General features: G+C 64.7%; 21 protein-coding genes. 10 read left to right on the forward strand and 11 right to left on the reverse strand.

Going from position 1 to position 23,552, the window contains the following annotated elements:
- Positions 1–26: 26 nt before the first annotated feature.
- The gene (gene cueR / locus DVB37_RS12565) at positions 27–419 is read right to left on the reverse strand and encodes a Cu(I)-responsive transcriptional regulator (RefSeq protein WP_046804981.1); all 393 of its coding nucleotides are present in this window, start codon (positions 417–419) and stop codon (positions 27–29) included.
- A gap of 16 nt (positions 420–435) precedes the next feature.
- A complete protein-coding gene (locus DVB37_RS12570) occupies positions 436–2,715 on the reverse strand; it encodes a heavy metal translocating P-type ATPase (protein WP_120155399.1) in 2,280 nt (759 codons plus the stop codon).
- Between the two features lie 163 nt (positions 2,716–2,878).
- Between DVB37_RS12570 and DVB37_RS12575 the strand changes: the two genes are divergently transcribed.
- The 3 genes from DVB37_RS12575 to DVB37_RS12585 all read left to right on the forward strand — a co-directional run bounded on the left by DVB37_RS12575 (position 2,879) and on the right by DVB37_RS12585 (position 5,670).
- Complete coding sequence (locus DVB37_RS12575; protein ID WP_120155402.1) at positions 2,879–3,079, forward strand: heavy-metal-associated domain-containing protein; 201 nt, start codon at positions 2,879–2,881, stop codon at positions 3,077–3,079.
- 179 nt (positions 3,080–3,258) lie between these two features.
- Entirely contained in the window at positions 3,259–3,987 is a 729-nt protein-coding gene (locus DVB37_RS12580; RefSeq protein WP_046804978.1) for a glutathione peroxidase, read from the forward strand.
- A gap of 246 nt (positions 3,988–4,233) precedes the next feature.
- Positions 4,234–5,670: a dihydrolipoyl dehydrogenase gene (locus DVB37_RS12585; RefSeq protein ID WP_046804977.1), complete on the forward strand. Its 1,437-nt coding sequence runs from the start codon at positions 4,234–4,236 to the stop codon at positions 5,668–5,670.
- A 125-nt stretch (positions 5,671–5,795) separates the two neighbouring features.
- On the opposite strand, the gene DVB37_RS12590 is transcribed toward DVB37_RS12585, so the two are convergent.
- From DVB37_RS12590 to DVB37_RS12600, 3 genes are all read right to left on the reverse strand, one after another.
- On the reverse strand, positions 5,796–6,686 hold the full coding sequence (locus DVB37_RS12590) for a 23S rRNA (adenine(2030)-N(6))-methyltransferase RlmJ (protein ID WP_046804976.1): 891 nt from the start codon (positions 6,684–6,686) through the stop codon (positions 5,796–5,798).
- Between the two features lie 13 nt (positions 6,687–6,699).
- Positions 6,700–7,449, reverse strand: a complete 750-nt coding sequence (gene ugpQ, locus DVB37_RS12595; protein WP_120155404.1) for a glycerophosphodiester phosphodiesterase — start codon at positions 7,447–7,449, stop codon at positions 6,700–6,702.
- Positions 7,450–7,569: 120 nt separating this feature from the next.
- On the reverse strand, positions 7,570–8,862 hold the full coding sequence (locus DVB37_RS12600) for a M20/M25/M40 family metallo-hydrolase (RefSeq protein ID WP_120155406.1): 1,293 nt from the start codon (positions 8,860–8,862) through the stop codon (positions 7,570–7,572).
- A gap of 366 nt (positions 8,863–9,228) precedes the next feature.
- Here DVB37_RS12600 and DVB37_RS12605 point away from each other — a divergent pair, with 366 nt between their 5' ends.
- Positions 9,229–11,193, forward strand: coding sequence for a SurA N-terminal domain-containing protein (locus DVB37_RS12605; protein ID WP_046804973.1), 1,965 nt, complete (start codon positions 9,229–9,231; stop codon positions 11,191–11,193).
- Between the two features lie 48 nt (positions 11,194–11,241).
- On the opposite strand, the gene DVB37_RS12610 is transcribed toward DVB37_RS12605, so the two are convergent.
- Complete coding sequence (locus DVB37_RS12610) at positions 11,242–11,892, reverse strand: arylesterase (protein WP_162941205.1); 651 nt, start codon at positions 11,890–11,892, stop codon at positions 11,242–11,244.
- Between DVB37_RS12610 and DVB37_RS12615 the strand changes: the two genes are divergently transcribed.
- Positions 11,891–12,568 carry an ABC transporter ATP-binding protein gene (locus DVB37_RS12615; RefSeq protein ID WP_046804971.1) on the forward strand — a complete coding sequence of 226 codons (678 nt, stop codon included), beginning with the start codon at positions 11,891–11,893 and terminating at the stop codon, positions 12,566–12,568. The two genes, DVB37_RS12610 and DVB37_RS12615, sit on opposite strands and share 2 nt — an antisense overlap.
- Before the next feature lie 38 nt (positions 12,569–12,606).
- Here the strand turns inward: DVB37_RS12615 and DVB37_RS12620 are convergent, their stop codons facing one another.
- The 3 genes from DVB37_RS12620 to DVB37_RS12630 are packed head-to-tail and all read right to left on the reverse strand — an operon-like array spanning position 12,607 to position 16,352.
- Positions 12,607–13,590, reverse strand: a complete 984-nt coding sequence (locus DVB37_RS12620) for an ABC transporter substrate-binding protein (protein WP_120155411.1) — start codon at positions 13,588–13,590, stop codon at positions 12,607–12,609.
- Between the two features lie 25 nt (positions 13,591–13,615).
- Entirely contained in the window at positions 13,616–15,262 is a 1,647-nt protein-coding gene (locus DVB37_RS12625; RefSeq protein ID WP_120155413.1) for an iron ABC transporter permease, read from the reverse strand.
- A 13-nt stretch (positions 15,263–15,275) separates the two neighbouring features.
- Entirely contained in the window at positions 15,276–16,352 is a 1,077-nt protein-coding gene (locus tag DVB37_RS12630; RefSeq protein ID WP_120155415.1) for an ABC transporter ATP-binding protein, read from the reverse strand.
- Positions 16,353–16,597: 245 nt separating this feature from the next.
- Here DVB37_RS12630 and DVB37_RS12635 point away from each other — a divergent pair, with 245 nt between their 5' ends.
- The 3 genes from DVB37_RS12635 (at position 16,598) to DVB37_RS12645 (ending at position 18,743) form a co-directional block, all read left to right on the forward strand.
- On the forward strand, positions 16,598–17,506 hold the full coding sequence (locus DVB37_RS12635; RefSeq protein ID WP_120155417.1) for a LysR substrate-binding domain-containing protein: 909 nt from the start codon (positions 16,598–16,600) through the stop codon (positions 17,504–17,506).
- Positions 17,507–17,518: 12 nt separating this feature from the next.
- Positions 17,519–18,241 carry a phosphoserine phosphatase SerB gene (serB, locus tag DVB37_RS12640; protein WP_120155420.1) on the forward strand — a complete coding sequence of 241 codons (723 nt, stop codon included), beginning with the start codon at positions 17,519–17,521 and terminating at the stop codon, positions 18,239–18,241.
- 196 nt (positions 18,242–18,437) lie between these two features.
- Positions 18,438–18,743: a hypothetical protein gene (locus DVB37_RS12645; RefSeq protein ID WP_046804970.1), complete on the forward strand. Its 306-nt coding sequence runs from the start codon at positions 18,438–18,440 to the stop codon at positions 18,741–18,743.
- 51 nt (positions 18,744–18,794) lie between these two features.
- On the opposite strand, the gene fabV is transcribed toward DVB37_RS12645, so the two are convergent.
- Positions 18,795–19,985 (reverse strand): enoyl-ACP reductase FabV, encoded by a 1,191-nt coding sequence (gene fabV / locus DVB37_RS12650; RefSeq protein ID WP_120155423.1) that lies wholly within the window; start codon positions 19,983–19,985, stop codon positions 18,795–18,797.
- Between the two features lie 133 nt (positions 19,986–20,118).
- Entirely contained in the window at positions 20,119–21,078 is a 960-nt protein-coding gene (locus DVB37_RS12655) for a DMT family transporter (protein WP_120155425.1), read from the reverse strand.
- A gap of 67 nt (positions 21,079–21,145) precedes the next feature.
- Between DVB37_RS12655 and DVB37_RS12660 the strand changes: the two genes are divergently transcribed.
- Positions 21,146–22,051 (forward strand): LysR family transcriptional regulator, encoded by a 906-nt coding sequence (locus tag DVB37_RS12660; RefSeq protein ID WP_046804968.1) that lies wholly within the window; start codon positions 21,146–21,148, stop codon positions 22,049–22,051.
- Between the two features lie 412 nt (positions 22,052–22,463).
- Positions 22,464–23,510, forward strand: coding sequence for a TRAP transporter substrate-binding protein (locus DVB37_RS12665; RefSeq protein WP_046804967.1), 1,047 nt, complete (start codon positions 22,464–22,466; stop codon positions 23,508–23,510).
- The last annotated feature ends 42 nt before the right edge of the window (positions 23,511–23,552 follow it).

Below are 23,552 nucleotides of genomic sequence, written 5' to 3' on the forward strand. Positions count from 1 at the left end.
CGCCAGTGCGGGCAGGGGCGGCGCTGCTAGTGCGAGCGCCCCAGCGTTTCCAGGATGGGGCAATCGGGCCGGTCGTCTCCGTGGCAGTTCTGCGCCAGATGCTTGAGCGTGGCGGCCATGTCGTGCAGGGCTTCGGCCTTGCGCTCAAGCTCCTGCACATGCTCCAGCGCAATGCGCTTGACGTCCGCGCTGGCGCGGCTGCGGTCCTTCCATAGCGCCAGCAACTCGTTCATTTGCTCAACAGAGAAGCCAAGGTCACGCGCGCGGCGCACAAAGCGCAGCGTGTGCAGGTCGTGGTCGCTGTAGACCCGGTAGCCGGAATCCGTGCGCACCGCCGGCCCGATCAACCCGATGCTTTCGTAGTACCGGATCATCTTGGCCGAGATGCCCGAGCTTTTTGCGGCTTCGCCGATATTCATGGTCAGGCTCCTGGTATCAAACGTGAGCGGTGCGCGGCCGGAACGCTTTCAAGCGCAACGCGTTGCCCAGCACGAAGACGCTGGACAGGGCCATGGCACCGGCGGCAAAGATGGGCGACAGCGACAGGCCGAAGGCGGGGTACAAGGCGCCGGCAGCCAGCGGGATCAGCGCGGCGTTGTACGCAAACGCCCAGAACAGGTTCTGCCGGATATTGGCCAGCGTGGCGCGGCTGAGCGCGATGGCGTTGGGCACGCCGTGCAGGTCGTCGGCCATCAACACGACCGAGGCCGCCTCGATGGCCACGTCCGTGCCCGTGCCGATGGCAATGCCGGTATCGGCGGCGGCAAGGGCCGGTGCGTCGTTGATGCCGTCGCCCACGAAGGCGACCTTGCGGCCGCCTTTGCGCAGCGTTTCAATCGCCTGCACCTTGCCGTCCGGCAGCACTTCGGCGCGCACCTCATCAATGCCCAGTTGACGCGCAACGGCGGCCGCGGTGTAGCGGTTGTCGCCGGTGATCATCGCGGTCTTCAAGCCCTGCGCATGCAGCGCGGCAATGGCTGACACGGCGGACGGCTTGATCGGGTCGGTCACGGCCATCATGGCTGCGGCCTTGCCGTCGACCGCCACGTAGATCGGGGTCTTGCCTTCGTTACCCCAATCGGCGGCCTGCGCGCCAAATACGCTGACATCCACGCCGCGTTCGGCCATCAGCCGCGCCGCGCCCGCCAAAATCTTGTGGCCCGCCACGGCAGCTTCCACGCCTGCGCCGGTAATGGCGGCAAAGCCATCGGCGGGCAGCAGCGCCATGTTGCGATCCTTGGCGGCCGCCACAATGGCCAGCGCGATGGGATGCTCGGAACGCGCCTGCACCGACGCCACCCATTGCAGGACGTCGTGTTCGGCGTATCCGGCGGCCGGCGTCAATTCGGTCATCGTCGGCTTGCCCAGCGTCAGCGTGCCGGTCTTGTCAAACGCCACCACGTTGACGTCGCGCAGGGTCTGCAAGGCGTCGCCCTGGCGGAACAGCACGCCCATGTCGGCCGCGCGCCCGGTGCCCACCATGATGGACGTGGGCGTGGCCAGCCCCATCGCGCAGGGGCAGGCGATGATCAGCACCGCCACCGCATTGACCAGCGCGTGCGACAACGCGGGCGTGGGGCCAAGGAAGAACCAGGTCAGGAAGGTGAGCAGGGCGGCCGCCATCACGGCCGGCACGAACCAAGCGGTGACCTGATCGACCAACGCCTGGATGGGCAGACGCGCGCCCTGGGCGGCTTCAACCATGCGGATGATGCGGGCCAGCATCGTGTCGGCGCCGGTATGCGTCACGCGCAGCGTGAAGCTGCCCGACGTGTTCAACGTGCCGCCGGTGGCTTGCATGCCTGGCTGCTTTTCGACCGGGACGGGCTCACCCGTCAGCATCGATTCATCCACATACGAATTGCCTTCGATGATGTCGCCGTCCAGCGGGATCTTTTCGCCGGGGCGCACTATGACGACGTCGCCCGTCTTGACCTTTTCGATCTCGACATCAAAGGCCTGCCCGTCACGCATGACCCGCGCCGTGCGCGGCTGCAAGCCGATCAAGCGCTTGATGGCCGCGCCGGTCTTGCCCTTGGCGCGCGCTTCCAGCATGCGGCCCAGCAGAATCAGCGTGACGATGACTGCCGCCGCTTCGAAATAGACGTTGCGTGCCGCCTCGGGCAGCCAGCCGGGCGCGAACGTTGCCACCACGGAATAGCCCCACGCGGCGCCGGCGCCCAGCGCCACCAGCGAATTCATCTCGGGCGCCCGCCGCCACAGCGCCGTAAAGCCCTTGGTGAAGAAGTGACGGCCGGGCCAGACCAGCACGGCGGTCGTCAACGCAAACTGCAACAGCCAGCTATTTTGCTGGCCGATCGTGCCCAGCACCCAATGGTGCATGGCGGGAATCAGGTGCGATCCCATTTCCAGCAGGAAGACGGGCAACGTCAGCACCAGCGCCACGGTGAATGCCCGTTGCAGACGCTGGGCTTCGGCATCGCGCGCTTGCGATTGGCGTTCGGCATGGTCGTCCTGGGCGGCGATGGGCCGGGCTTCGTAGCCCATCTTCACAACGGCATCCACCAGCGCCTGCGGCTGCGCGGCATTGGCATCAAACGACACCAGCGCGCGCTCGGTGGCGAGGTTGACCTGCGCCTGGGCCACGCCGGGCACCTGGGTCAGGGCCTTTTCCACGCGTTTGACGCACGACGCGCAGGTCATGCCTTCAATGGCAAGTTCCAACTGAGTGGAGGAGGGGCTGGCAACGCTCATGGCTGTTCTCTGATTGGAGGGGAGCTTGCAGTTTCATCCTTCCCATGGTGGGAAGGTCAAGGCGGATTTTACGCTTGACCTTGTCATGATGGGAATGTTTAAGCTGCGAAGCATGGCGTGCGAAATCTGTTGCGCGCCGCCCCTGACTTTACGGAGAACCACCATGAGCATCGAATTCCAAGTCCCGGATATGACCTGCGGCCACTGCGTCAAGACGATCACCGGCGCGGTGACGCAAGCGGCACCTGGGGCCACCGTTACCGTCGACCTGCCGACGCACCGCGTCACGGTGTCCGGCACGGACCAGGCCGACAAGGTAGAAGCCGCCATCCGCGACGCCGGCTACGAGCCTGCCCGGGTCTAAGCCACTGAGCCAACGAAGGGCGGTTATGATAGAAACCGCTTTTCGATTCTCAATGTCTGATTGCAGAAAACTATCGATCAATTAAGTTTATTAAATTTGATTAATTGATAGCCGGCATTTATCATTCTTTCCATGGTGGTTAAACAAACCCCGCTACCGCTACCCAAGGAGAGATTTGAATGCTGCAAAACCGCGAAGGCCAACGTGTCCCGAACGTAACGTTCCCCGTCCGCGAGGACAACACGTGGAAGAAGGTCACGACCGACGATCTGTTCAAGAACAAGACGGTTGTCGTCTTCTCGCTTCCCGGCGCTTTCACGCCGACCTGCTCGTCCACCCACTTGCCGCGCTACAACGAACTGGCCCCCGCGTTCTTCAACGCCGGCGTCGACAGCATTGTGTGCGTGTCGGTCAACGACACCTTCGTGATGAACGAATGGGCCAAGGACCAGGAATCGGCCAACATCACCTTGCTGCCTGACGGCAACGGCGCTTTCACCGAAGGCATGGGCATGCTGGTCGACAAGAGCGACCTGGGCTTCGGCAAGCGCAGCTGGCGCTATTCGATGCTGGTCAAGGACGGCGTCGTGCAAAAGATGTTCATCGAACCGGAAAAGGAAGGCGACCCGTTTGAAGTGTCGGACGCCGACACCATGCTGGCGCACGTTGCTCCGACGGCCAAGAAGCCTGACCAGGTGGTCGTGTTCTCCAAGCCGGGCTGCCCGTTCTGCGTGGAAGCCAAGGCACTGCTGGACGAAAAGGGCTACGCCCCGATCGAAATCCCGCTGGAAAACAAGGTGCGCGGTCGTGTGATCGGCGCCGTGTCGGGCAAGGGCACCGCGCCCCAGGTGTTCATCAACGGCACGCTGATCGGCGGCCTGGAAGACCTGAAGGCGCACTTCGCCTAAGGGCTTCGGGCAACCGCCCAAAGCAGCCGGGCAGGGGTAGCCCCCCGTGCCCGGCCGGTGAGGGCAGGCGGTAGCCGAAAGACCGCCTGGCCCGCACCGGCCCGAGCTTCCCTTTTTACGCACCCTTACTGCATTCCTTTTGCGACCCCGAAGCGGCGTCGCCGGACGGTGTTCGTCCCAAGGATGCGCAACAAGGCGGAACTCGCCTTTAGAAACCTTGCTACCCGCAACAGGGGAACCACAGTCATGAAAACTCTGCATACCGATATCGCCATCATTGGGGCCGGCACGGCTGGTCTGGCCGCTTATCGCGCCGCAAAGGCGGCGGGCAAGCGCGCCCTGCTGATCGAAGGCGGCCCCTACGGCACGACTTGCGCCCGCGTGGGCTGCATGCCTTCCAAGCTGTTGATCGCCGCCGCCGAAGCGGCGCACAACGCCGCGCACACCGACGCCTTTGGCGTGCACGTGGGCGGTGAAATCACGGTGGACGGCGCGGAAGTCATGGATCGCGTCAAACGCGAACGGGGCCGCTTCGTGGGCTTTGTGCTGGATGGCGTCGAGAACATTCCTGCAGAGGACAAGCTGCGTGGCTATGCCCGCTTTGTCTCGGATACCGTGCTGCGGATCGACGATCACACCGAGGTACATGCATCCCGCGTGGTGATCGCCACGGGTTCGCGGCCGTCGGTTCCGCCGCCTTTCCGCGCGCTGGGCGACCGCCTGGTGGTGAACGACGACGTCTTTGCGTGGGACGACCTGCCGCGCCGCGTGGCGGTGTTCGGCCCCGGCGTGATCGGGCTGGAACTGGGCCAGGCGCTGGCGCGGCTGGGTGTCGATGTACGCGTGTTCGGCGTCAGCGGCAGCCTGGGTGGCATCAGCGATCCGCAGGTCCGCCAAAGCGCCCGCAAGATCTTCCAACGCGAGTTCTATCTGGACCCGGATGCCCGGGTGCTGGAGACCACGCGGGTGGGCGACGAAGTGGAAGTGCGCTACGTCACGCTGGATAACGCCGAACGCATCGAACGCTTTGACTACGCGCTGGTCGCCACCGGCCGCCGCGCCAACGTGGACGGTCTGGGCCTGGAGAACACGTCGTTGGAACTGAACGTGCACGGCGTGCCGGTGTTCAACCGCGAAACGATGCAGGCCGGTGATTCCGCCATCTTCATCGCGGGTGACGCCAACGCCGACGCGCCGTTGCTGCACGAAGCCGCGGACGAAGGCCGCATCGCCGGCGAAAACGCCGCGCGCTTCCCCGATCTGCAAAACGGGCTGCGCCGCGCGCCGCTGGCGGTGGTGTTCTCGGACCCGCAGATTGCGTTGGCGGGGCAGGGTTATGGCCGTCTTATCCCCGGCACGTTCGTGGTCGGCGAGGTGGACTTCAGCGACCAGGGCCGTTCACGCGTCATGCTCAAGAACAGGGGCCTGCTGCACGTGTACGCCGACATTGCCACGGGCCGTTTCCTGGGCGCTGAAATGGTCGGCCCCAGCGCCGAGCACATTGGCCACCTGCTGGCCTGGGCGGTGCAGCAGGAACTGACGGTGGCGCGCATGCTGGAAATGCCGTTCTACCACCCCGTCATTGAAGAGGGCCTGCGCACTGCGCTGCGCGACGCGGCCGCCAAGCTGGCTGCCGCCCGTGAGTCCGTGTGCAGCGAAACGCAGGAACAAGAAACGGTTTAACTGTGCGAAGCAGGGGCGGCGGCCCCTGAATGAGAAAGGCCCGATCCATCAGGATCGGGCCTTTTTTTCCGGTCGCCGAAGACCGGGTCGACGTAGCCGACCTGGTCTTGGTCGCCTTGGTCGACTTAGTCGTCCGATTGCTTCTTCGGCACTGGGAACGGGTTTTCGCGGTACTGCAAGGTGAAGCCCGCGCGTTCGTCCTGGCCCAGTTCGCGGGCAAGGTAGGGCATGGCTTGCTTCAGGCCTTCGTGCAGCGTCCACGGCGGGTTGATCAGGAACATGCCGCTGCCATGCAGGCCATAGCCGTCGATGGTGGCTTTCTTGACGGTCAGCGTGGCATGCAGCCAGCTCTTGACCTTCAAGTTTTCAAAGTGACGCGCCATTTCGCTGGCTTCGCGACGCTGCACCAGCGGGTACCAGACAGCGATGGTGCCGGTGGCGAAGCGCTTGATGCATTCCTTCACGGTGATCAGGGTGCGGCGATAGTCGTGCTTGTCTTCGTACGACGGGTCGATCAGCACCATGCCGCGCCGCGTGGGCGGGGGCAGCAAGGCCTTCACGCCTTCGAAGCCGTCATCGCCATAAATCGTGGTCTGGCGTTGCGCCGTGCGGCCCTGGTGTTCCAGGTTGACGACCAGCGTGTCGATTTCGGTCGGGTGCATTTCAAACAGGCGCAGGCGGTCGGACGGGCGCATCACATCCAGCGCCAGCCACGGCGAGCCGGGATAGCGCTTCAAGCGGCCATTGGTGTTGTAGTCGCGAATGCGGGCGACGTAGTCGGCCAGCAGCGGCGGCAGGTCCTTGGCTTCCCACAGGCGGCCAATGCCTTCCTCGAATTCCGAGGTCTTGTTTGCCCAGTCGCTTTCCAGGTTGTACAGGCCGGCGCCGGCGTGGGTGTCCACGACCCAGTAGGGCGCGTCTTTTTTGTTGAAGTAGTCCAGGGTGTGGACCAGGATGGCGTGCTTGAGCACGTCGGCGTGGTTGCCGGCGTGAAAGGCGTGGCGATAACTGAACACGGGGCGTTCTGCCTCAGTTGGCCGGCCGGATCGCGGCCAGCTCGTCGGTGAAAATGCCGTCGATGCCCCAGTCCAGCAGCGAGCGGGCGCGTTCGGGGTCATTGACGGTCCAGGCCGCGATTCGATAGCCGGCGGCGTGCACGGCGTCGATCAATTCGCGGGTTGCGTCTTTTTGGTTGATGTTCAGCGCAACGCACTTGTATTTGGCAAGGCGTTCGCGCCAGTCGGCGGGCACCTTTTCCACCAGCAGGGCGCGCGGCAGTTCGGGGGCGGCTTCCAGCGCCGCTTGCAGTGCTTCTTCAGCGAACGAAGACAGCAGCGGGGGCACGCTTGCGCCTTGCCACAGCTGCTTGCAGGCCAGTGCCACGGCGGCGCCGGTTTCGGCTTCGCGGCCCGGGCACGGTTTGATTTCAACGTTGCTGGCAATGCCGTTGGCCACGGTGTAGCGGGCCACGGCGGCGAAGGTGGGCAGGGGCTCGCCCGCGTAAGCGGCCGAGTGCCAGCTGCCGAAATCCAGTTGCGCCAGTTCGCTGTAGGTCTTGGCGGCGGCCGGGCCGGTGCCGTTCGAGGTGCGGTCGACGTCGTCGTCGTGCATCAGCACCAGCACGTTGTCGCGGCTCAGTTTGACGTCGTATTCGAACATCGTGAAACCGTGCTCGGCGCCCACGCGCATGGCGGCCAAGGTGTTCTCCGGCGCCAGACGACCGCCGCCGCGATGCGCGATGTAACGGGAATAGGGCCAGGAGGGTAGATTTGCGGTCATGTTGGTGATGCTTGGGGTTCTTGGGGACAGGGTTGCAAGGATACTCCTTCTTGGGGGGCGATTCGGCGCTGGGCCCCGCCGCTGGGCGCCAGCCAGGCGCTGCGGCGGGGTGGCCCCTTTTTACTTGGGCGCCACTTTGCCCTGGGACACATCCATGATCATCCGGCTGGCCAGGTACAGGCGCGGCACGATGCTGTTGATCTGAATGTATTCCGCGTCATTCGAATGCGCACCGAAGCCGCTCAAGCCCATGCCTTCAACGACCGGGCCGCGCGCCTTCAACGCCGCGAACGCCGCGTCCGTGCCGCCGCCGCTGGCCCGGTCCACCACCTTCAACGGCAGGTCCAGTTCCTGGTAGACCTTGACGCCATGCTGAGCCAAAGCGCGCGATGCGTCGGTGGCTTCCAGCGGCGGGCGGCGTACTTCGAACTTCACGCTGACCTTCGATTCGGGCAGCAGTTTTTTCTGTACGCGTTCTTCCAGCGTTTTCGCCAGGGCGTCAAAGTCGGACACGCGCAAGGCGCGCGCATCGGCCTGCGCGGTGGCCTGGCCCGGGATCACATTGCGATTGGTGCCGGCCTGCGCCACCGTCCAATTCAGCTTCAAGCCTTCTTCGGGTTTGGACAGCTTGTCCAGTTGCAGCAGTTGGTGCGCCAATTCATAGAGCGCGTTGACGCCGCCCTCGGGCCGCGCGCCCGCGTGCGAGGTCTTGCCTTGCACCGTCAGGTATGCCGCGCCGATACCACTGGTGGCCAGGGTCAGGCGGGGCTCGGTGCCGCCGCCTTCAAACGAAAACACCGCGTCCTGGTCCGCACCCAGCCGCGTGATGGTGCTGCGCGCGCCAGGCGAGCTGATCTCTTCGTCGCCGTTGATCAGCACGGTCAGCGTGCCGAAATCTTTAAATCCCAGCTTTTGCAGCATCGTCAGCGTGTGGATGATCGTCGCCACGCCGTGCTTGTCGTCGGCAATGCCCAGCCCGTAGGCCTTGTCGCCGTCAACGCGGAACGGCTGGTCTTTCAGCATGCCGTTGCGGTAGACGGTGTCCATGTGGGCGATCAGCATGATCTTCTTGGTGCCGCTGCCCTTGAACTCGGCATGCACCATCGGGCCGACCTTTTCCGGCGTGTCGTCCAGGCGGAACACATCGGTGGCGGGAATGATCTCTACCGTGCCGCCCAGCGCCTTCAGGCGGTCGCGGATCAATTCGGCGATGCGTTCGACGCCTTCCACGTCCTTGCTGCCCGATTCAATGTTGACCAGGTCGCGCATGGTGTCCAGCATGGCTTGTTGCTGGGCTTTGGCAGCGTCGTGCACGGCGGCCACCGGCGCGGCCAGCGCCCCGTGCGCCCCGCCCAGGAAGGCGAGAGCCAGGCAGGCGGGCAGGACGTGCTGGCGGAAAGAGGTAAGCGGCATTGATGGAACCCTTTATAAAGTTGCACAGGAAAGGGCGTCGGCGAACGGCCGGCGTCGGGGCGTGGCACGGTGATCGGCTGGCCCCACGGGGCAAGATACGGGTGGCCACGGGGGGCGGAAACGGGAATTTCCCGGGTTGACGGTGCGGCGCTTCGGTGGGAAGCGGCCGGTCCACGCCCTGCCGGGATAAACCTGAAGAGAATCTAAAGGCCCGATGCAAGTGAGAAATGCTAAAATCCGCCCGCTGATCCGGTAATAACCGGTATGGGAATAGGGCGAATCAAGTTCGCCCTTTTTTTTGCGTTTTCTTTTGCGTTTTCGTGCGGCTTTGGGTGGACACCCCCGAAGCGCGGCAACAGGGATTCCATGTTCGAATTTATTCGCAGCCATCGGCGCTGGATGCAGCTCATCCTGCTGCTTCTGATTGTGCCGTCCTTCTTCCTGGTCGGAATTCAAGGCTATGACAGCTTCATGCGCAAAGAGCCGGAGCTGGCCACGGTCGCTGGCCAGCCGATTTCTCGCGCCGAGTTTGATCAGGCGCACCGCAACCAGCTTGAGCAGATGCGTCAGCGTCAGGGCGCCCGCTTTGACCCGGCCGTCTCCGACACGCCCGCCTTGCGCGAAGGCCTGCTGAACCAGCTGATCAATCAGCGTTTGCTGGCCAACGTTGCCGTGGACAACCGCTTTAACGTGTCGGACGAAACGCTGCGCAACACCATCGCCGCGATTCCCGAAGTCCAGGACAACGGCCGCTTCTCGCCCGAGCGTTATCGCCAGGTGCTGGCCGCGCAGGGCATGTCGCCGACCTCGTTCGAAGCCGGTCTGCGCCGCGATCTGGCCGTGGGCCGCGTGCTGGACCCGGTGGGCCAATCGGCCCGCGCACCCGCCGAAGTGGTCGCCTCGCTGGAATCGGCGTTGACGCAACAGCGCACCGTGCAATTGCGCCGCTTCGCCGCCGAAGACTATCGCTCGCAAGTGACCGTGACGCCGGCCGATATCCAGGCCTGGTACGACGCCAACAAGCAGCAGCTGCAAATTCCCGAACAGGTCCAGGTGCAATATCTGGTGCTGGACGAAGCCGCCGCCACGCAGGGCATCCAGGTCAAGGACGAAGACCTGACGGCCTATTACGAGCAAAACAAGAACCGCTTCGGCCAGCCGGAACGCCGTCGCGCCAGCCACATCATGATCGAGCTGGCTCCTGGCGCCTCGGAAGATGCTCGCAAGGCTGCGCGCGCCAAGGCCGAAGATCTGGCCAAGCAAGCCGCCGCCGATCCGGCCAAGTTCGCCGAACTGGCCACCAAGAATTCGCAGGATGCGGGCTCTGCCGCCAAGGGCGGCGACCTGGGCTGGTTGGCGCCGGGCATGTTGTCCGGCCCGCTGGAAAAGGCCATTTTCAGCCAAACCAAGGACCAGGTGTCCGGCGTGGTTGAAAGCCCGGCCGGCCTGCACATCGTCAAGGTCACCGAGATCCAGCCCGCCGCCATCAAGCCGCTGGCCGAGGTCAAGGACCAGATCACCGGCGAAGTGCGCAAGCAACTGGCCGCCGTGCACTTTTCGGAAATGGCCAGCCAGCTGAACAAGCAGGTCTACGACCAGCGCGACAGCCTGCAACCGGCCGCCGACGCGGTGGGCCTGAAGCTGCGCACCGCCTCGGGCGTCACCCGCGAAGGCCTGCTGCCCGCCGACAAGGCCGGCCCCGGCTCCGCCGCGGACAGCCCGGATGCCGAGCTGCTGGACAACCCGCGCGTTCGCCAAGCGCTGTTCTCGGCCGAAGTGCTGCGTGAAAAGCAGAACTCGGGTGTGATCGAACTGTCGCCCGCCGTCATGATGGCGGTGCGCGTGGCCAACATCGAACCGGCCCACGTGCCTGTGTTGGACAAGGTCAGCGATTCCATCCGCGCCCGCCTGCTGCAAGAGCGTTCGGCCGAAGCCGCCAAGAAAGCCGGCGAAGCCGCGCTGGCGGCCGACAAGGCCAACCCGGCCGCCGCGCCGGAAGGCTTCTCGCCCGCCGTGACAATTTCGCGCCAGGACCCCAAGGACTTGCCGCAGCCGGTGGTGGATGCCGCGATGCGTCTGCCGTCCACGCCGCTGCCGGGTTACACCGGTGTGCAATCGGGCGCCGACTACACGCTGGTTCGCCTGGAAAAGGTTGAAGCCGGTTCGGTCGACGCTACCGCCAAGGACCGTCTGGCGCAGCAGTTGTCGGGCGGCCTGGGTCAGGCTGAAATCGAAGCGCTGCTCAAGATGCTGCGCGAACAGTACAAGGTGCAGGTGCTGCCCAGCGCCGCCGACGTCATTCGCGGCGATCAGCCGCAGGCAGCGGGCTGATCCGTCAGCACCCGGGGCCTGGTCGGTAAGGCCCCGGCCCTTAGGTTTTTAGTTCAAGAGTGGCTGTAACGTCGGCCACACGTTGTCCAGCAATTGGGCCTGTGCATCCTCGTTAGGGTGGATGCCGTCAGCCTGGAACATCGCCCGGTTTGTTGCCATTCCCTCCATCAGGAATGGCACCAGCCGGGCGTTTTCATTTTTGGCAACCGTGGAAAACAACTGCGCAAAGCGTTGCGAGTAGTCCCGGCCGTAGTTGGGCGGGATCTGCATGCCCACGATCACGACCTTGGCCTCGGCTTGCTTGGCAGCCTGCGCCATGGTGCGCAGGTTTTGTTCAGTCATCGTCAGCGACAAACCACGCAGCGCATCGTTCGACCCCAGTTCCAGCACCACGACGGCCGGCGCATGCTGGCGCAGCAGTGCCGGCAAGCGCGCCACGCCACCGCTGGTGGTGTCGCCGCTGATGCTGGCATTGACGACCTGGTACTTAGGGTATTGTTCGGAAACCCGCGCCCCCAGCAGCGGCACCCAGCCCGTGCCGCGCTTGATACCGTATTCGGCGGCCAGGCTGTCGCCCACCACCAGTACCGTGCGAGGCGCGGAACCCTGGGCTGGCACGGCGGTCTGAGCGTGGGCGGGAAGCGCCATGACGGCGAGACTCAGGGCGGACGTAAGACGCAGAAGGGAAAATAGGCGCATGGATAGCAAGAATTCGATCGAGGTGAAAGGGCTGGGCAAGCGGGTCGCCGATGCCGGCGGGACGCTTTCTATCCTGGAAGGCATTGATTTTACGGTCCAGGCGGGCAGCGCCGTGGCAATCACCGGAAGTTCCGGCTCGGGCAAGTCTACGTTGCTGGGACTGTTGGCCGGGCTGGATGTTCCCAGCGTCGGCAGCGTCCATCTGGCCGGGCAGGACCTGTTCGCGCTGGACGAAGACGGCCGCGCGCGCTTGCGGGCGAACCATGTGGGCTTTGTCTTTCAGTCATTCCAGCTGTTGCCCAACCTGACGGCGCTGGAAAACGTGATGCTGCCGCTGGAGTTGGCGGGCCAACCCGCGCGCGAACCGGCCCAGGCCATGCTGGAACGCGTGGGCCTGGGTGCGCGCTTGCACCATTACCCGCGCACGCTGTCGGGCGGCGAACAACAGCGCGTGTCGCTGGCGCGCGCCTTCGTGGTTGAGCCCGACCTGCTGTTTGCCGACGAGCCCACCGGCAGCCTGGACGCCGCCACGGGCGTCACCGTCATCGATTTGATGTTCGACCTGCACCGCGAACACGGCACCACGCTGGTGCTGGTCACGCACGACCCGCAATTGGCCGCGCGCTGCGCACGCCAACTGGTGTTGGCGGCGGGCCGGATGGTGCAGGGCGACTGACGCGCCCGGGCGGCCCCGGCCCCGGCCCCGGCCTTGCCTTACTTGGCCTTCGACACCGCCTGGTTCCACGCTGCAACCACCGCTTCGTACTCGGTGGCGGCCGCTTCCTGGCTGACCGGGAAGATCTTGATCGACGCCAGGTCGGGCAGGGTGGTCAGGCTGGCCACGGCCACGTCCGTGCGGGTCGGGCGGCGAAAGTTCTTCACCAGCTGCGCTTCCTGCGATTCCTTGCTGAGCAAGCCGTCGTACAGCGCCTTGGCCGCGTCCAGGTTCTTGGCGCCCTTGATGATGAACATGCCTTCGGGCGCCAGGTAGCTGCCCTCGGTCGGGTAGACCAGCTTGATCTCTTTTTGCCCGCCCGCCACGTATTCCTGCGCCGCGTATTCCAGCGTCATGCCTACCGCATATTCGCCCGCCGCCACGCCCTTGTAGGTGGTTCCTGACGACGCGGTAACGACGGCATTGGCGGCGATCTTGTCCAGCCCGGGCTGACCGAATTGCTTGTACAGCCCGTACACCAGCATGTACGCCGTGCCGCTTTTCGACGGATCGGTAATCGCAAACTTGTTCTTCCACTGCGGCTGCATCAGGTCCGACCAGGTGGCCGGCGCGGGCAGGCCTTTCAACTGGCGTTCGTTGACCATCATCACCATCACGTGCACGTTCGTGCCCACCCACAGGTCGTCCGGGCCACGGAACTCGGCCGGAATCTTGTCCAGGTCCGCCGAACGGTAGGGCTGCAACTGCTGGCGATACGCGCCCAGCGTGCCAAAACCGCCGCTCCAGAAAAGGTCGCCGCGCGGGTTCTGCGATTCGGCTTCGATACGCTTCATCATCGTGCCGGTGCCGCCGGTGACGGGCTGCACGTTCAGCTTGGGGCTCTTCTTTTTGACCGCGTCCAAGGCGGTCTCGATGGTTTCCGTATTGTTCGACGAATACAGCACGACGTTCTGGGCGTGCGCCGCGCCGGCGGCCAGGGTGGCCGCCAACAGGCTGGTCTGGATCAAGTGCTTGATTTGCATGGGTAACCTTTAGAGCTTTAGGGGGTTATTTGCCGGAGAACAGCTTGATGCGAAACGCCTTGACCGACACGATGATGGGCAGCACGATCACCGTGACCAGCGCCGCGCCATAGGCCGACGCCATGCCCAGCCTGCCGCCGTCAACCTGGCGGAAGATGGCGATCGGCATGGTTTCCAGGCCGCCGCTATAGGCCACGATGGACGCGGACAGTTCCGAGATGGTCGTCAGCCACATCAGGATGGCGGCGGAAATGATCGATGCCTTCATGGCGGGCAGGATCACCTTGAAAAACGTCATCAGCGGCGACACGCCCAGGCTGATCGACGCCTCTTCGATGGAATCTGGAATGTTGAACAGCACGGACGACGCGTTGCGTACCGCGAACGGCAGGCGTCGCACCGTGTAGCACAGCACCATGATGCCGGCGGTGCCCGCCAGCACCAGCCAGCCCGTGTTGAACGTCTGCACCAGCGCAATGCCCAGCACCGTGCCCGAAATCGTCAGCGGCAGCACCACGATGTAGTCCAGCACCTGCGTGAAGGCGCTGCGTTTCTTGATCGTCAGGTAGCTGACCAGCACCGCGAACGCCACGCCCAACACCGTCGCCAGGGAGGCGAACTTCAGCGAATTCAGGATCGGTTCGGGCGCCCCGTGCAGCGCGCGCTGCATGCTGGCCAGCGACCACTGGCCCCATTGCATGACCGGCCCGCTGGTCTTGGTGAACGCGGCGATGAACACGATGATCAGCGGCAACATCGACACCAGGATCACCAGGCCCACGCCACCCGCGTACAGCACCGCCGTCCAGGAACGCACCCGCACGGCGGCCGGCGCGCGGCCCTGCGTCATGGTGTAGACCTTGCGTTCCACCACGCGCTTCTGAAAAAAAAGCACGATGGCCACGATGGCAATCGACACGACCGACATGGCGCTTTGCAGCGTGGGGCTGCCGCCCATTTCGCTGACGAAGGTGTTGTACGTCATGACCGACAACAGCGGCACGCGGCTGCCCAACAGCATCGCCAACGCAAAGTTGCCCACCACCAGCGTGAACACCACCAGCGCGTTGACCAGCACGGCGGGCAGCAGCACCGGCACCAGTACGCGCAAGCGCGTCAACAACGGCGGCGTGCCCAGGCTGAGGCCCGCTTCTTCAAGCTGTCCGTCAAAGCCGCGCAACGCGGCCAGCACGCCCAGGTAAATGTAGGTGTAGTAGACGAGCGTCATGGAAAACACCATGCCCGTCCAGCCGTAGAACGATGGCAGCGAAATACCCACGTCGCCCAGCAGATTGGTCAACAAGCCGTTATTGCCCAACAGCAGCAGCCAGGACTGGCCCACGATGATCTCGGGAATCACGATGGTCAGCACCGGCAGGATCGCGACAAGGTTCTTCAACGGAAAGTCGTAGCGCGCCACCAGGTACGCGAACGGCACGCCCACCAGCACGGTGCAGGTAGTGACGGCCAGGCCCAGGATCAGCGTGTTGCCGAACGCCTCCAGGTATTGCGAATCGGCCAGCAACGCCTTGAAGCCGTCCAGCGTGAAGCCGCCATCCTGACCCGTGATGCTGTTGCCGAACAGCACTCCCAGCGGATACAGCACAAAGAAAAGAAGCAGGACCAGGCTGATCGCGGTCAGGATGCCCCAGGGCCACCATTTGATTTTCATGGCGCGCGCGTCCTCAGGCGTTGACGACGCGGCTGTCGGCGGGGATCAGCACCTGCACCGACTCGCCGGGCTGGAACTGCGCCACCATGTTGCCGGCGTGCAGCTCGACGCGGATCTCCGTGCCGTTGTCCAGCGCGATGCGGTAGGCGGTCTTGAAGCCCAGGTATTGGCGGCGCAGCACCTTGCCGGGCAGCGTATTGGGCACGTAGGGCGTGGGGGCCATCAGCGCCAGCTCTTCGGGGCGCGCGATCAGCACGCCGTGGGCATCCAGCCGCGCGCTGCCTTGCATCCCATCAAAGCCCTGCCCGCACAGTTCATAGCGCACATGCCCTTGCGGGGCGCCGGCCAGCCCGGTTTGCGCGGGCACCGGGATGACGTTGGCCGACCCGATGAAGTCGGCCACGTAGGCGTTGACCGGCGTGCCGTACAGGTCTTCCGGCGTGCCCAGTTGTGCAATGTTGCCGTGGTCCATGATGGCGATGCGGTCCGACATGGCCAGCGCTTCTTCCTGGTCATGCGTAACAAATACGGTGGTGATGCCCGCTTCCCGCACCAGGTCCAGGATGACGTCGCGCATCTGCAAACGCATCTTGGCGTCCAGGTTGGACAGCGGTTCATCCATTAGCAGCACGCGCGGCCGGATCACCAGCGCGCGTGCCAGCGCCACGCGCTGGCGTTGGCCGCCGCTCATCTGGGCGGGGTAGCGGTCAGCCAGTGCCAGCAGGCCGACGTTGTCCAACGCCTGGTTCGCGCGCCGCGTGATCTCGGCGCGGGCAACGCCCCGGGCGCGTAGCCCATATGCCACGTTGTCGAACGCGGTCTTGTCCGGGAATAGCGCATAGTCCTGGAACACCATGCCGATGTCGCGGCGGTGCGCGGACACGTGTGTCACATCGTCCTGGTCGAACAGCAGGCGGCCGCCATCGGGCGCATAAAAGCCCGCAATGCAGCGCAGCAAGGTGGTTTTGCCGCAGCCGCTGGGTCCCAGCAGCGTGTAGAACGCGCCGTCGGGTATGTGCAGTGACAAATTGCTCAACACCTGCTGTCCGCCAAATGTCTTGGCGATGCCGTCTACCGTAATCGATGCCATGTCAGTTCCTGCTTGGGTTCCCGGCATCATAGGAACGCGCCCCGGCCGCGACCAGCAGTGTTTTTTAAGGCATGGCGTTAGATTTTCTAAGAGGTCGGCCACGCCGCTATCCCATAGAATGCGGCAGAACAGAACAGGACAGGTGTGGCCCGGCCACGCCGCCAATAATTAGACGACAAGGGAAATCGTGGGAAAGAGCAGCACACACTGGCGCCCGGCGGGCGTGCGGGCGGGCGGCCGCTGAAATGGCGGGGCAAATCCTGCCGCCGCTCAAAGCCCTGCGCGTGTTCGAAGCCGCGGCGCGGCTGCGCAGCTTCACGGCCGCTGCCGATGAACTCAGCATTACGCACAGCGCGGTCAGCCAGCAGATACGCGTGCTTGAAGACTATCTGGGGCAGCCGCTGTTCGCCCGCGAGGCGCGTGGCGTGGCGTTGCTGCCGGGCGCGCAGGCATATTTTCCTGAAGTGCAGGCCAGCCTGGAACGCATCGCCGCCGCCACGGCCAAATTCAAGGCGCCCGCCTATGGTGGCGTGCTGCGCGTGTGCGCCACGCCGTCGCTGACCATGAAGTGGCTGATCCCGCGCCTGTCCACCTTCCAGGGCCAGCACCCCGGCATCGATGTACAGCTGACGACACAGGCCCGTCCTTATCTGGACCGGGGTGGCGACACGGGCAGCGACGTGTTGATCCGGCACGGCTTCATGGCGCATTCCGAGCTGGCATGCGTGCACTGCCTGGACGACTTTCACGTGCCCGTGGCCTCGCCGCGCTTTATCGAGCGCAACCGCTTGCGGGCGCCCGCCGATTGCCTGGGCCATCCGCTGCTGAAGATATCGGGCGGCATGGACCACTGGCCCCGCTGGTTCGCGCTGGCCAAGGTGGATGTGCCGCCGCAATTGCCCGGGCCTGTGTTCGACCACCAATTCCTGTGCATGCAGGCGGCCATGAACGACCTGGGCATCGCGCTGGCGCCGTGGTGCCTGCTTGAAGACGATATACGCGCCGATCGATTGCGCCCCTTGTTCGAGCAGCCCCATCTGCCCAACGCCGGCATCCACGCGCTGTACCGTCAGGACGGCCCGGCCGCCGCCGCCGCGCAGCTGTTCATCGCGTGGCTGTGCGCGCAATCGCCCAGCCTGCCCACCTTCACCTGAACCGAGGCACCCATGTTTGAATCGTCCGCCGTACCCGGCTTGCATTGGCGCGGCATCACGCCGCCGTTGTCCCTGTCCGACTACCAGGTCATTGCGTTTGACATGGACTCCACGCTGATTTCCATCGAAACGCTGGATGAAATGGCGGACCTGATGGGCAAGAAGGCCGAGGTGGCGGCGCTGACCGAAGCCGCCATGCGCGGAGACCTGGTGGACTACAAGCAAAGCCTGCGCGATCGCGTCGCCTTGCTGGCCGGGATGCCGCAAGCCTGGCTGGATAAGGTCTACGACGAACGCGTACGCATCAATCCCGGCGTTGAAACCTTGATCGCGGCCTGCAAGGCGGCGGGCTTGACCTGCCTGCTGGTCACCGGCGGCTTCACCTGTTTCACCGACCGGCTGCGCGCCCGGCTGGGGTTGGACGACGTGCGCGCCAATGTGCTGGAGGTGGTCGACGGGAAACTGACCGGCAGGCTGCTTGCGCAGCCGTGGGGCGATATCTGCGACGGCGAGGAAAAGCGCCGCAAACTGGAGCAGGTGTGCGCGCAGCGCGGGGTAGGGCTGGACCGCGCGATCGCGGTGGGAGACGGCGCGAATGACCTGCCGATGATGCGCGCCGCCGGGCTGTCCGTCGGGTATCGGGCCAAGCCCGCCGTGCGCCAGGTCGTCAATGTGGCCATCGACGAGGGCGGATTGGACCGCTTATTAGAGATCCTGACGAAAAAGGCGAAGTAAGCGGCGTTTTTAGACTTAATCCAAATTGATACGAAAAAATCTTCAGAGTAGTCTGATTGACAACCGAGACATGGAATTGAAAACGGCGCATTGCGATACGCGCCGCGATGCCAAGGGGATACCAAGGTGATGTCTGGGGAGTGCCCTCTGGCGGGCAAACGCGCTTGCCAGACGTTGCCAACGCCCTGGAGCCGCCATGATGATTCGTTGTTCAGCGTTTGTTGTGTTTGTCGCCGCCATGCTTGCCCCCATGGCGGTCAGCGCCGCGGGGGGCATCATCCGGTTCTCCGGCATGATTGTCGAACCCACCCGTTGCCAGGCCAGCCCGTCGCGCGAAGCTGCGCGGACCACGCCGCGCATCGTCTGTGCGGCTGCCGCCGGCCGCCCGGCCACCGCGACCGACAGCGTCGTCAAGGTCAGCACGAAGGCATTGCAGCCCTTGCCTGGCAGGGGCGGTGCGCGCGATGTGCCGCACCGGCTGGTCACACTGGAGTATCTGTGATGCGATGCGCGCGGCCGTAGCACGGCCGGCGCGCGCACTGAACGCCCCTGATCAGATCAGGCCGCGTATTTCCACGGCGGGGTCAACGTCGGCCTCGTAGTCCACGCCATCGATCTCGAAACCGAACAGGCGCAGGAATTCCTGCTTGTAGCCGGCAAAGTCAGTCAGCTGATAGATGTTGTCGCTGGTGACCTGGTGCCAAAGCGCCTGCACGGCTTCTTGAACCTTCGGATCAAGTTCCTTGTAGTCGGCGCGCAGGCGGCCCTGGGCGTCCAGGATCGGCGTGTCGCTGCACAGGCTGTCGCGGTACAGGCCATACACCTGTTCGATGCAGCCTTCGTGCGTGCCTTGCTCTTTCATGGTCTTGAACAACAGCGACAGGTACAGCGGCATCATCGGGATGGCCGAGCTGGCCTGCGTGACCACCGCTTTCAGCACCGACACCCGGGCGTCGCCGCCGCGCGCGGCCAGCTTGGCGCGGATATCCAGCACCTTGTCGTCCAGGTCTTTCTTGGCGGCGCCGATCGAGCCGTTCCAATAGATGTCGTGGGTGATCTTTTCGCCCAGGTAGGTGAACGCGGTGGTCGTGGCCCCTTCGGCCAGCACGCCCGCTTCAAGCAATGCGTCGATCCACATCTGCCAGTCTTCACCGCCCATCACGGCCACGGTGGCGTCGATCTCGGCTTGAGTGGCCGGCTCCAGCACGGACTCCTTGACGACTTCGCGGTCGGTGTCCAGGCCGCGCAAGTTCACGGCGTGGCCGATGGGTTTGAGCGTGGAGTTGAACACCTGGCCCGTCTTGGGGTGCGTGCGGCGCGGGGCGGCCAGGCTGTAGATGACCTGGTCAACCTGGCCCATGCCTGCCTTGATGGCGGCAATGGTCTTTTGCTTGATCTCGTCCGAGAACGCGTCGCCATTGATGCTTTGCGCCGCCAGGCCGTGCGCCTGGGCCGCCTTGTGGAATGCGGCGGTGTTGTACCAGCCCGGCGTGCCAGCCTTGGCGGCCTCTGCCGGGCGTTCGAAGAAAACGCCCAGCGTTTCCGCGCCACAGCCGAAGGCCGCGCTGATGCGCGCCGCCAGTCCATATCCGGTGGACGCGCCCAGCACCAGCACGCGCTTGGGGCCCCCGGCGATGGGTCCTTGCGCCCGGACGTAGTCGATCTGCTTGTTGACGTTGGCCTCGCAGCCTACGGGGTGGGTGGTAACGCAGATAAAGCCGCGCACGCGGGGCTTGATGATCATGAAGACCTCGTTCGGGGAAATGCCGGATGCCGGGAAAGCCGATGCGCCAAAGCGCAAAAAGCGTCGAGCATTGTACGGGAGCGGCTTGGCGCGCGCTGGCGGGCGGGGCGGGGTGGGCAGGAAAGGCCCGCGCTTAGCGGGCGCCCGCGCGGGCCGCCGCGGCGCTGATCGCCATGCTACGCCGCCATTCGATCAGGCCGATGCCAATGCCGCTGGCGCAGATGATCGCGATACCCAACCAGGTAAGCGGGTCGGGAAAGTGTCCCCAGACCAGCCAGCCCACCGAGGTGGCGCTGATGATTTGCAGGTAGATGAAGGGCGCAAGCGTGGATGCCGGGGCGCGGCGGTAGGCGGCAATCTGGAATAGATGTCCAACCCCGCCCGTCAGGCCGGTCGAAATCAGCAAGAACCAATCGAATGTGGACAACGATTGCAAAACGGGCAGGGCGGCCGGCAACACGAAAGGCAGGGTCAGCGTGAGGCAGGCGGTGCCCACCGCGCCGCTCCAGATCAAGGACGTGAACGGGTCATCGCCCGCCACGCGCCGCGTGGCGATGAACTGAGCGGCAAAGCAGCACGCGGTCAGCAGGCCAAAAATGGTGCCGATGGGATGCAGCCCGCCGCCGGGGCGGATCACGATGATGACGCCGATAAACGCGATGCCCGCCGCCACGAAGCGCGACAGGCGGGCGGGCTCTTTCAGGATCCAGGGTGCCAGGGACAGCACCAGCAGGGGCGCCAGGAAGTTGATGGCCGTGGCCTCAGCCTGCGGAATGTAGCTGAGCGTCGTGAAGAACATCAGCGTGGCCAGGAACATGGAGCCGCCGCGTATCAGTTGTTCGCGCGGCTTGTTGCTGCGCAGCACACGCAGCCCGCGCGCCGGCAACACCAGCGCCAGCACCAGGATCAGGTGCACCACGTAACGGAACCACGACAGCACCAGCAGCGGCACGCCCGCGTTCATGACCCACTTTCCGCTGGCGTCCAGACAGGACAGCGTCCACATCGATAGCACCAGCAGCAAGATCCCGACGAGCGGGCCGCGCGAGGCGGGCGCGGGGGCTTGTGGGCGACCTGGATCGGCCGGGGGCATGGACGGGCTCCTGATGGGGAAATGGGCGGCTGCCATGATACGCTCATCGCGCCGGGGGAACAGGCCAATGATCGAACTACGTAACGTCGAAACTTTTTTTTGGGTCGCCACGCTGGGCAGCTTTCGCGCCGCGTCCGACAAGCTCAACACCACGCAACCTGCCGTGTCGCAGCGCATCGCCTCGCTGGAAGCAGACCTGGGCGTGCGGCTGTTCGAGCGCGACGCGCGCGGCGTCAAGCTGACCGCCAAGGGCCACGAACTGCTGTCGCACGCCGAACGCATGCTGCAAGTGCGGCGCGATATGTTCGAGGCGGCGCGCGAGCAGAACGTCATGACCGGCACGGTGCGTATCGGCGTGGCGGAAACCATCGTGCAGACGTGGCTGCCCACGCTGATCGAACTGATCCATTCCACCTATCCCGCGCTGGTGCTCGAGATCGAAGTGGATACCACCCACGTGTTGCGCCCGCACCTGATGTCGCGCCAGATCGACCTGGCGTTCCTGATGGGGCCGGTGCTTGAGGCCCGTGTCGAAAACCTGCCGCTGTGCAGCTACCCGCTGGCCTGGGTGGCCAGCCCCACGCTGGACCTCGGCCCCGAGCCGCTGACGCTGGAACGCATCGGCAAGCTGCCCATCATCACGTATCCGTCCAACAGCTCGCCGTACCGGGTCGTGCGCGACATGCTGACGCGCGCGGGCGTGGCCTCGCCGCGTATGTATGGCAGTGCGTCCATGTCCATGGTGGTCCGAATGACGCAGGACGGCATCGGCACCAGCGTGATCGCGCCGGTGTTCCTGGGCAAGGAACTGGCGCGGGGCGAACTGCGCATTCTGCGTGTGCAGGCCGACCCCTTGCCTGAACTGAGCTTTACCGCAACCTGGGTGCAGGGGCCGGATAGCCACGCGGTCAGGGTGATTGCGCAGATGGCGCAAAAGGTCGCGGCGCAGGCCGGAGACGGCATTCCCGCCTAGGTGTTTTCCCCCAGAGGGGGCACGGAGCCATCCCGCGTTCCGGGCAGCCGGACACCCGTCCCCGCCTGCCCAACCGCCTGAAAAGCCGCGCCAGGCCGTCGTTTGCGTAAACGGCCCGACAACGATTCGGCGAGACCCAAGAAATATTTATACCCCCACATCGCAACATACGATTGGACGCTTGCCGCCACGGACGATGCAATGGCGAAACAGCAAAAATGCAACGCCTGGATACACAGTGCGGGGGAAAAGCATGAACCATCTTTCGAGCCTATTCCGGACCTTGGCGCCCAGCCCTCGGCCGCGCCTCGCACGCGATCTTCGCGCCTGATTACCTGAACCAAACCGCGCGCGACACGGGTAACGGGATCCCGCGCGCGACAGACCATCCCGCCAGCCAGGAGTTTTGTCCATGAAGAAGTCTCTTGTTTTTGCAGCCGTCGCCGCCAGCATGCTTGCCGGCGCCGTCCACGCACAGGACCTGCCCAAAACCCAGTTGAAGGTCGTGGGAGGCCTGTCCAACCTGACCGCCTATAACGACTACGAAAAGCCGTTCTGGACGAAGACCATTCCCGAGCTGTCCAAGGGCCAGGTCACGGCGGAAATCAAGGGCTTCAACGAAATGGGCCTGAAGGGCCCCGAGTTGCTGCGCCTGATGTCGCAAGGCGTGATTGAATTCGGCACCGCCACGCTGTCGTATTTCGCCAGCGACAACCCCATCAACGAAGCCATCGACCTGGCCGGCCTGGCCCCCGACGTCAAGACCGCGCGCGCCGTGACCGACGCGTTCGAGCCCGTCTACGCCAAGCTCTACGGCGAAGGCAACAACGTCAAGCTGCTGGGCATCTCGACCTATCCCGCCCAGGTGCTGTTCTGCAACGCGGACATCAAGGGCCTGGCCGACATCAAGGGCAAGAAGGTTCGCACCAGCAGCCGCACCACGGCCGAATTCGTTGAAGCGCTGGGCGGTTCCAGCGTGACGATGGCCTTCGGTGAAGTGGTGCCGGCGCTGCAAAACAAGGTGGTCGATTGCGCCATCACCGGATCGTTGTCGGGCTACTCGGCCAAGTGGTACGAAGTGTCCACCCACCTGGTGGCGCTGCCGATCAACTGGAACCAGCAGATCCACGCCGTCAACCAAAAGGCCTGGGACAAGCTGGACCCCGCCGTGCGCACGTTCCTGCAAGCCAACGTGAAGACGCTGGTGGACAACATCTGGGAAGCCGCTGCCCGCCAGACGCAGGAAGGCTATGACTGCAACACCGGCGCCGCCGCTTGCCCGTTCCCGGTCAAGGGCAAGATGGTTCTGGTGCAACCGTCGGATGCCGACCGCGCGCTGCTCAAGAAGGTTGCGCAAGAAGCCGTGTTGCCCAAGTGGGCCGCCCGTTGCTCGGCACAGTGCGTGAAGGACTTCAACGCCACCATCGGCAAGACGCTGGGCCTGACCGCCAGCAAGTAAGCGCTGGACAGCGCCGCCGCATCGCGCGGCGGCGCGCTTTTC

This window comes from Achromobacter sp. B7 (assembly GCF_003600685.1).
Taxonomy (GTDB): domain Bacteria; phylum Pseudomonadota; class Gammaproteobacteria; order Burkholderiales; family Burkholderiaceae_B; genus Achromobacter; species Achromobacter spanius_B.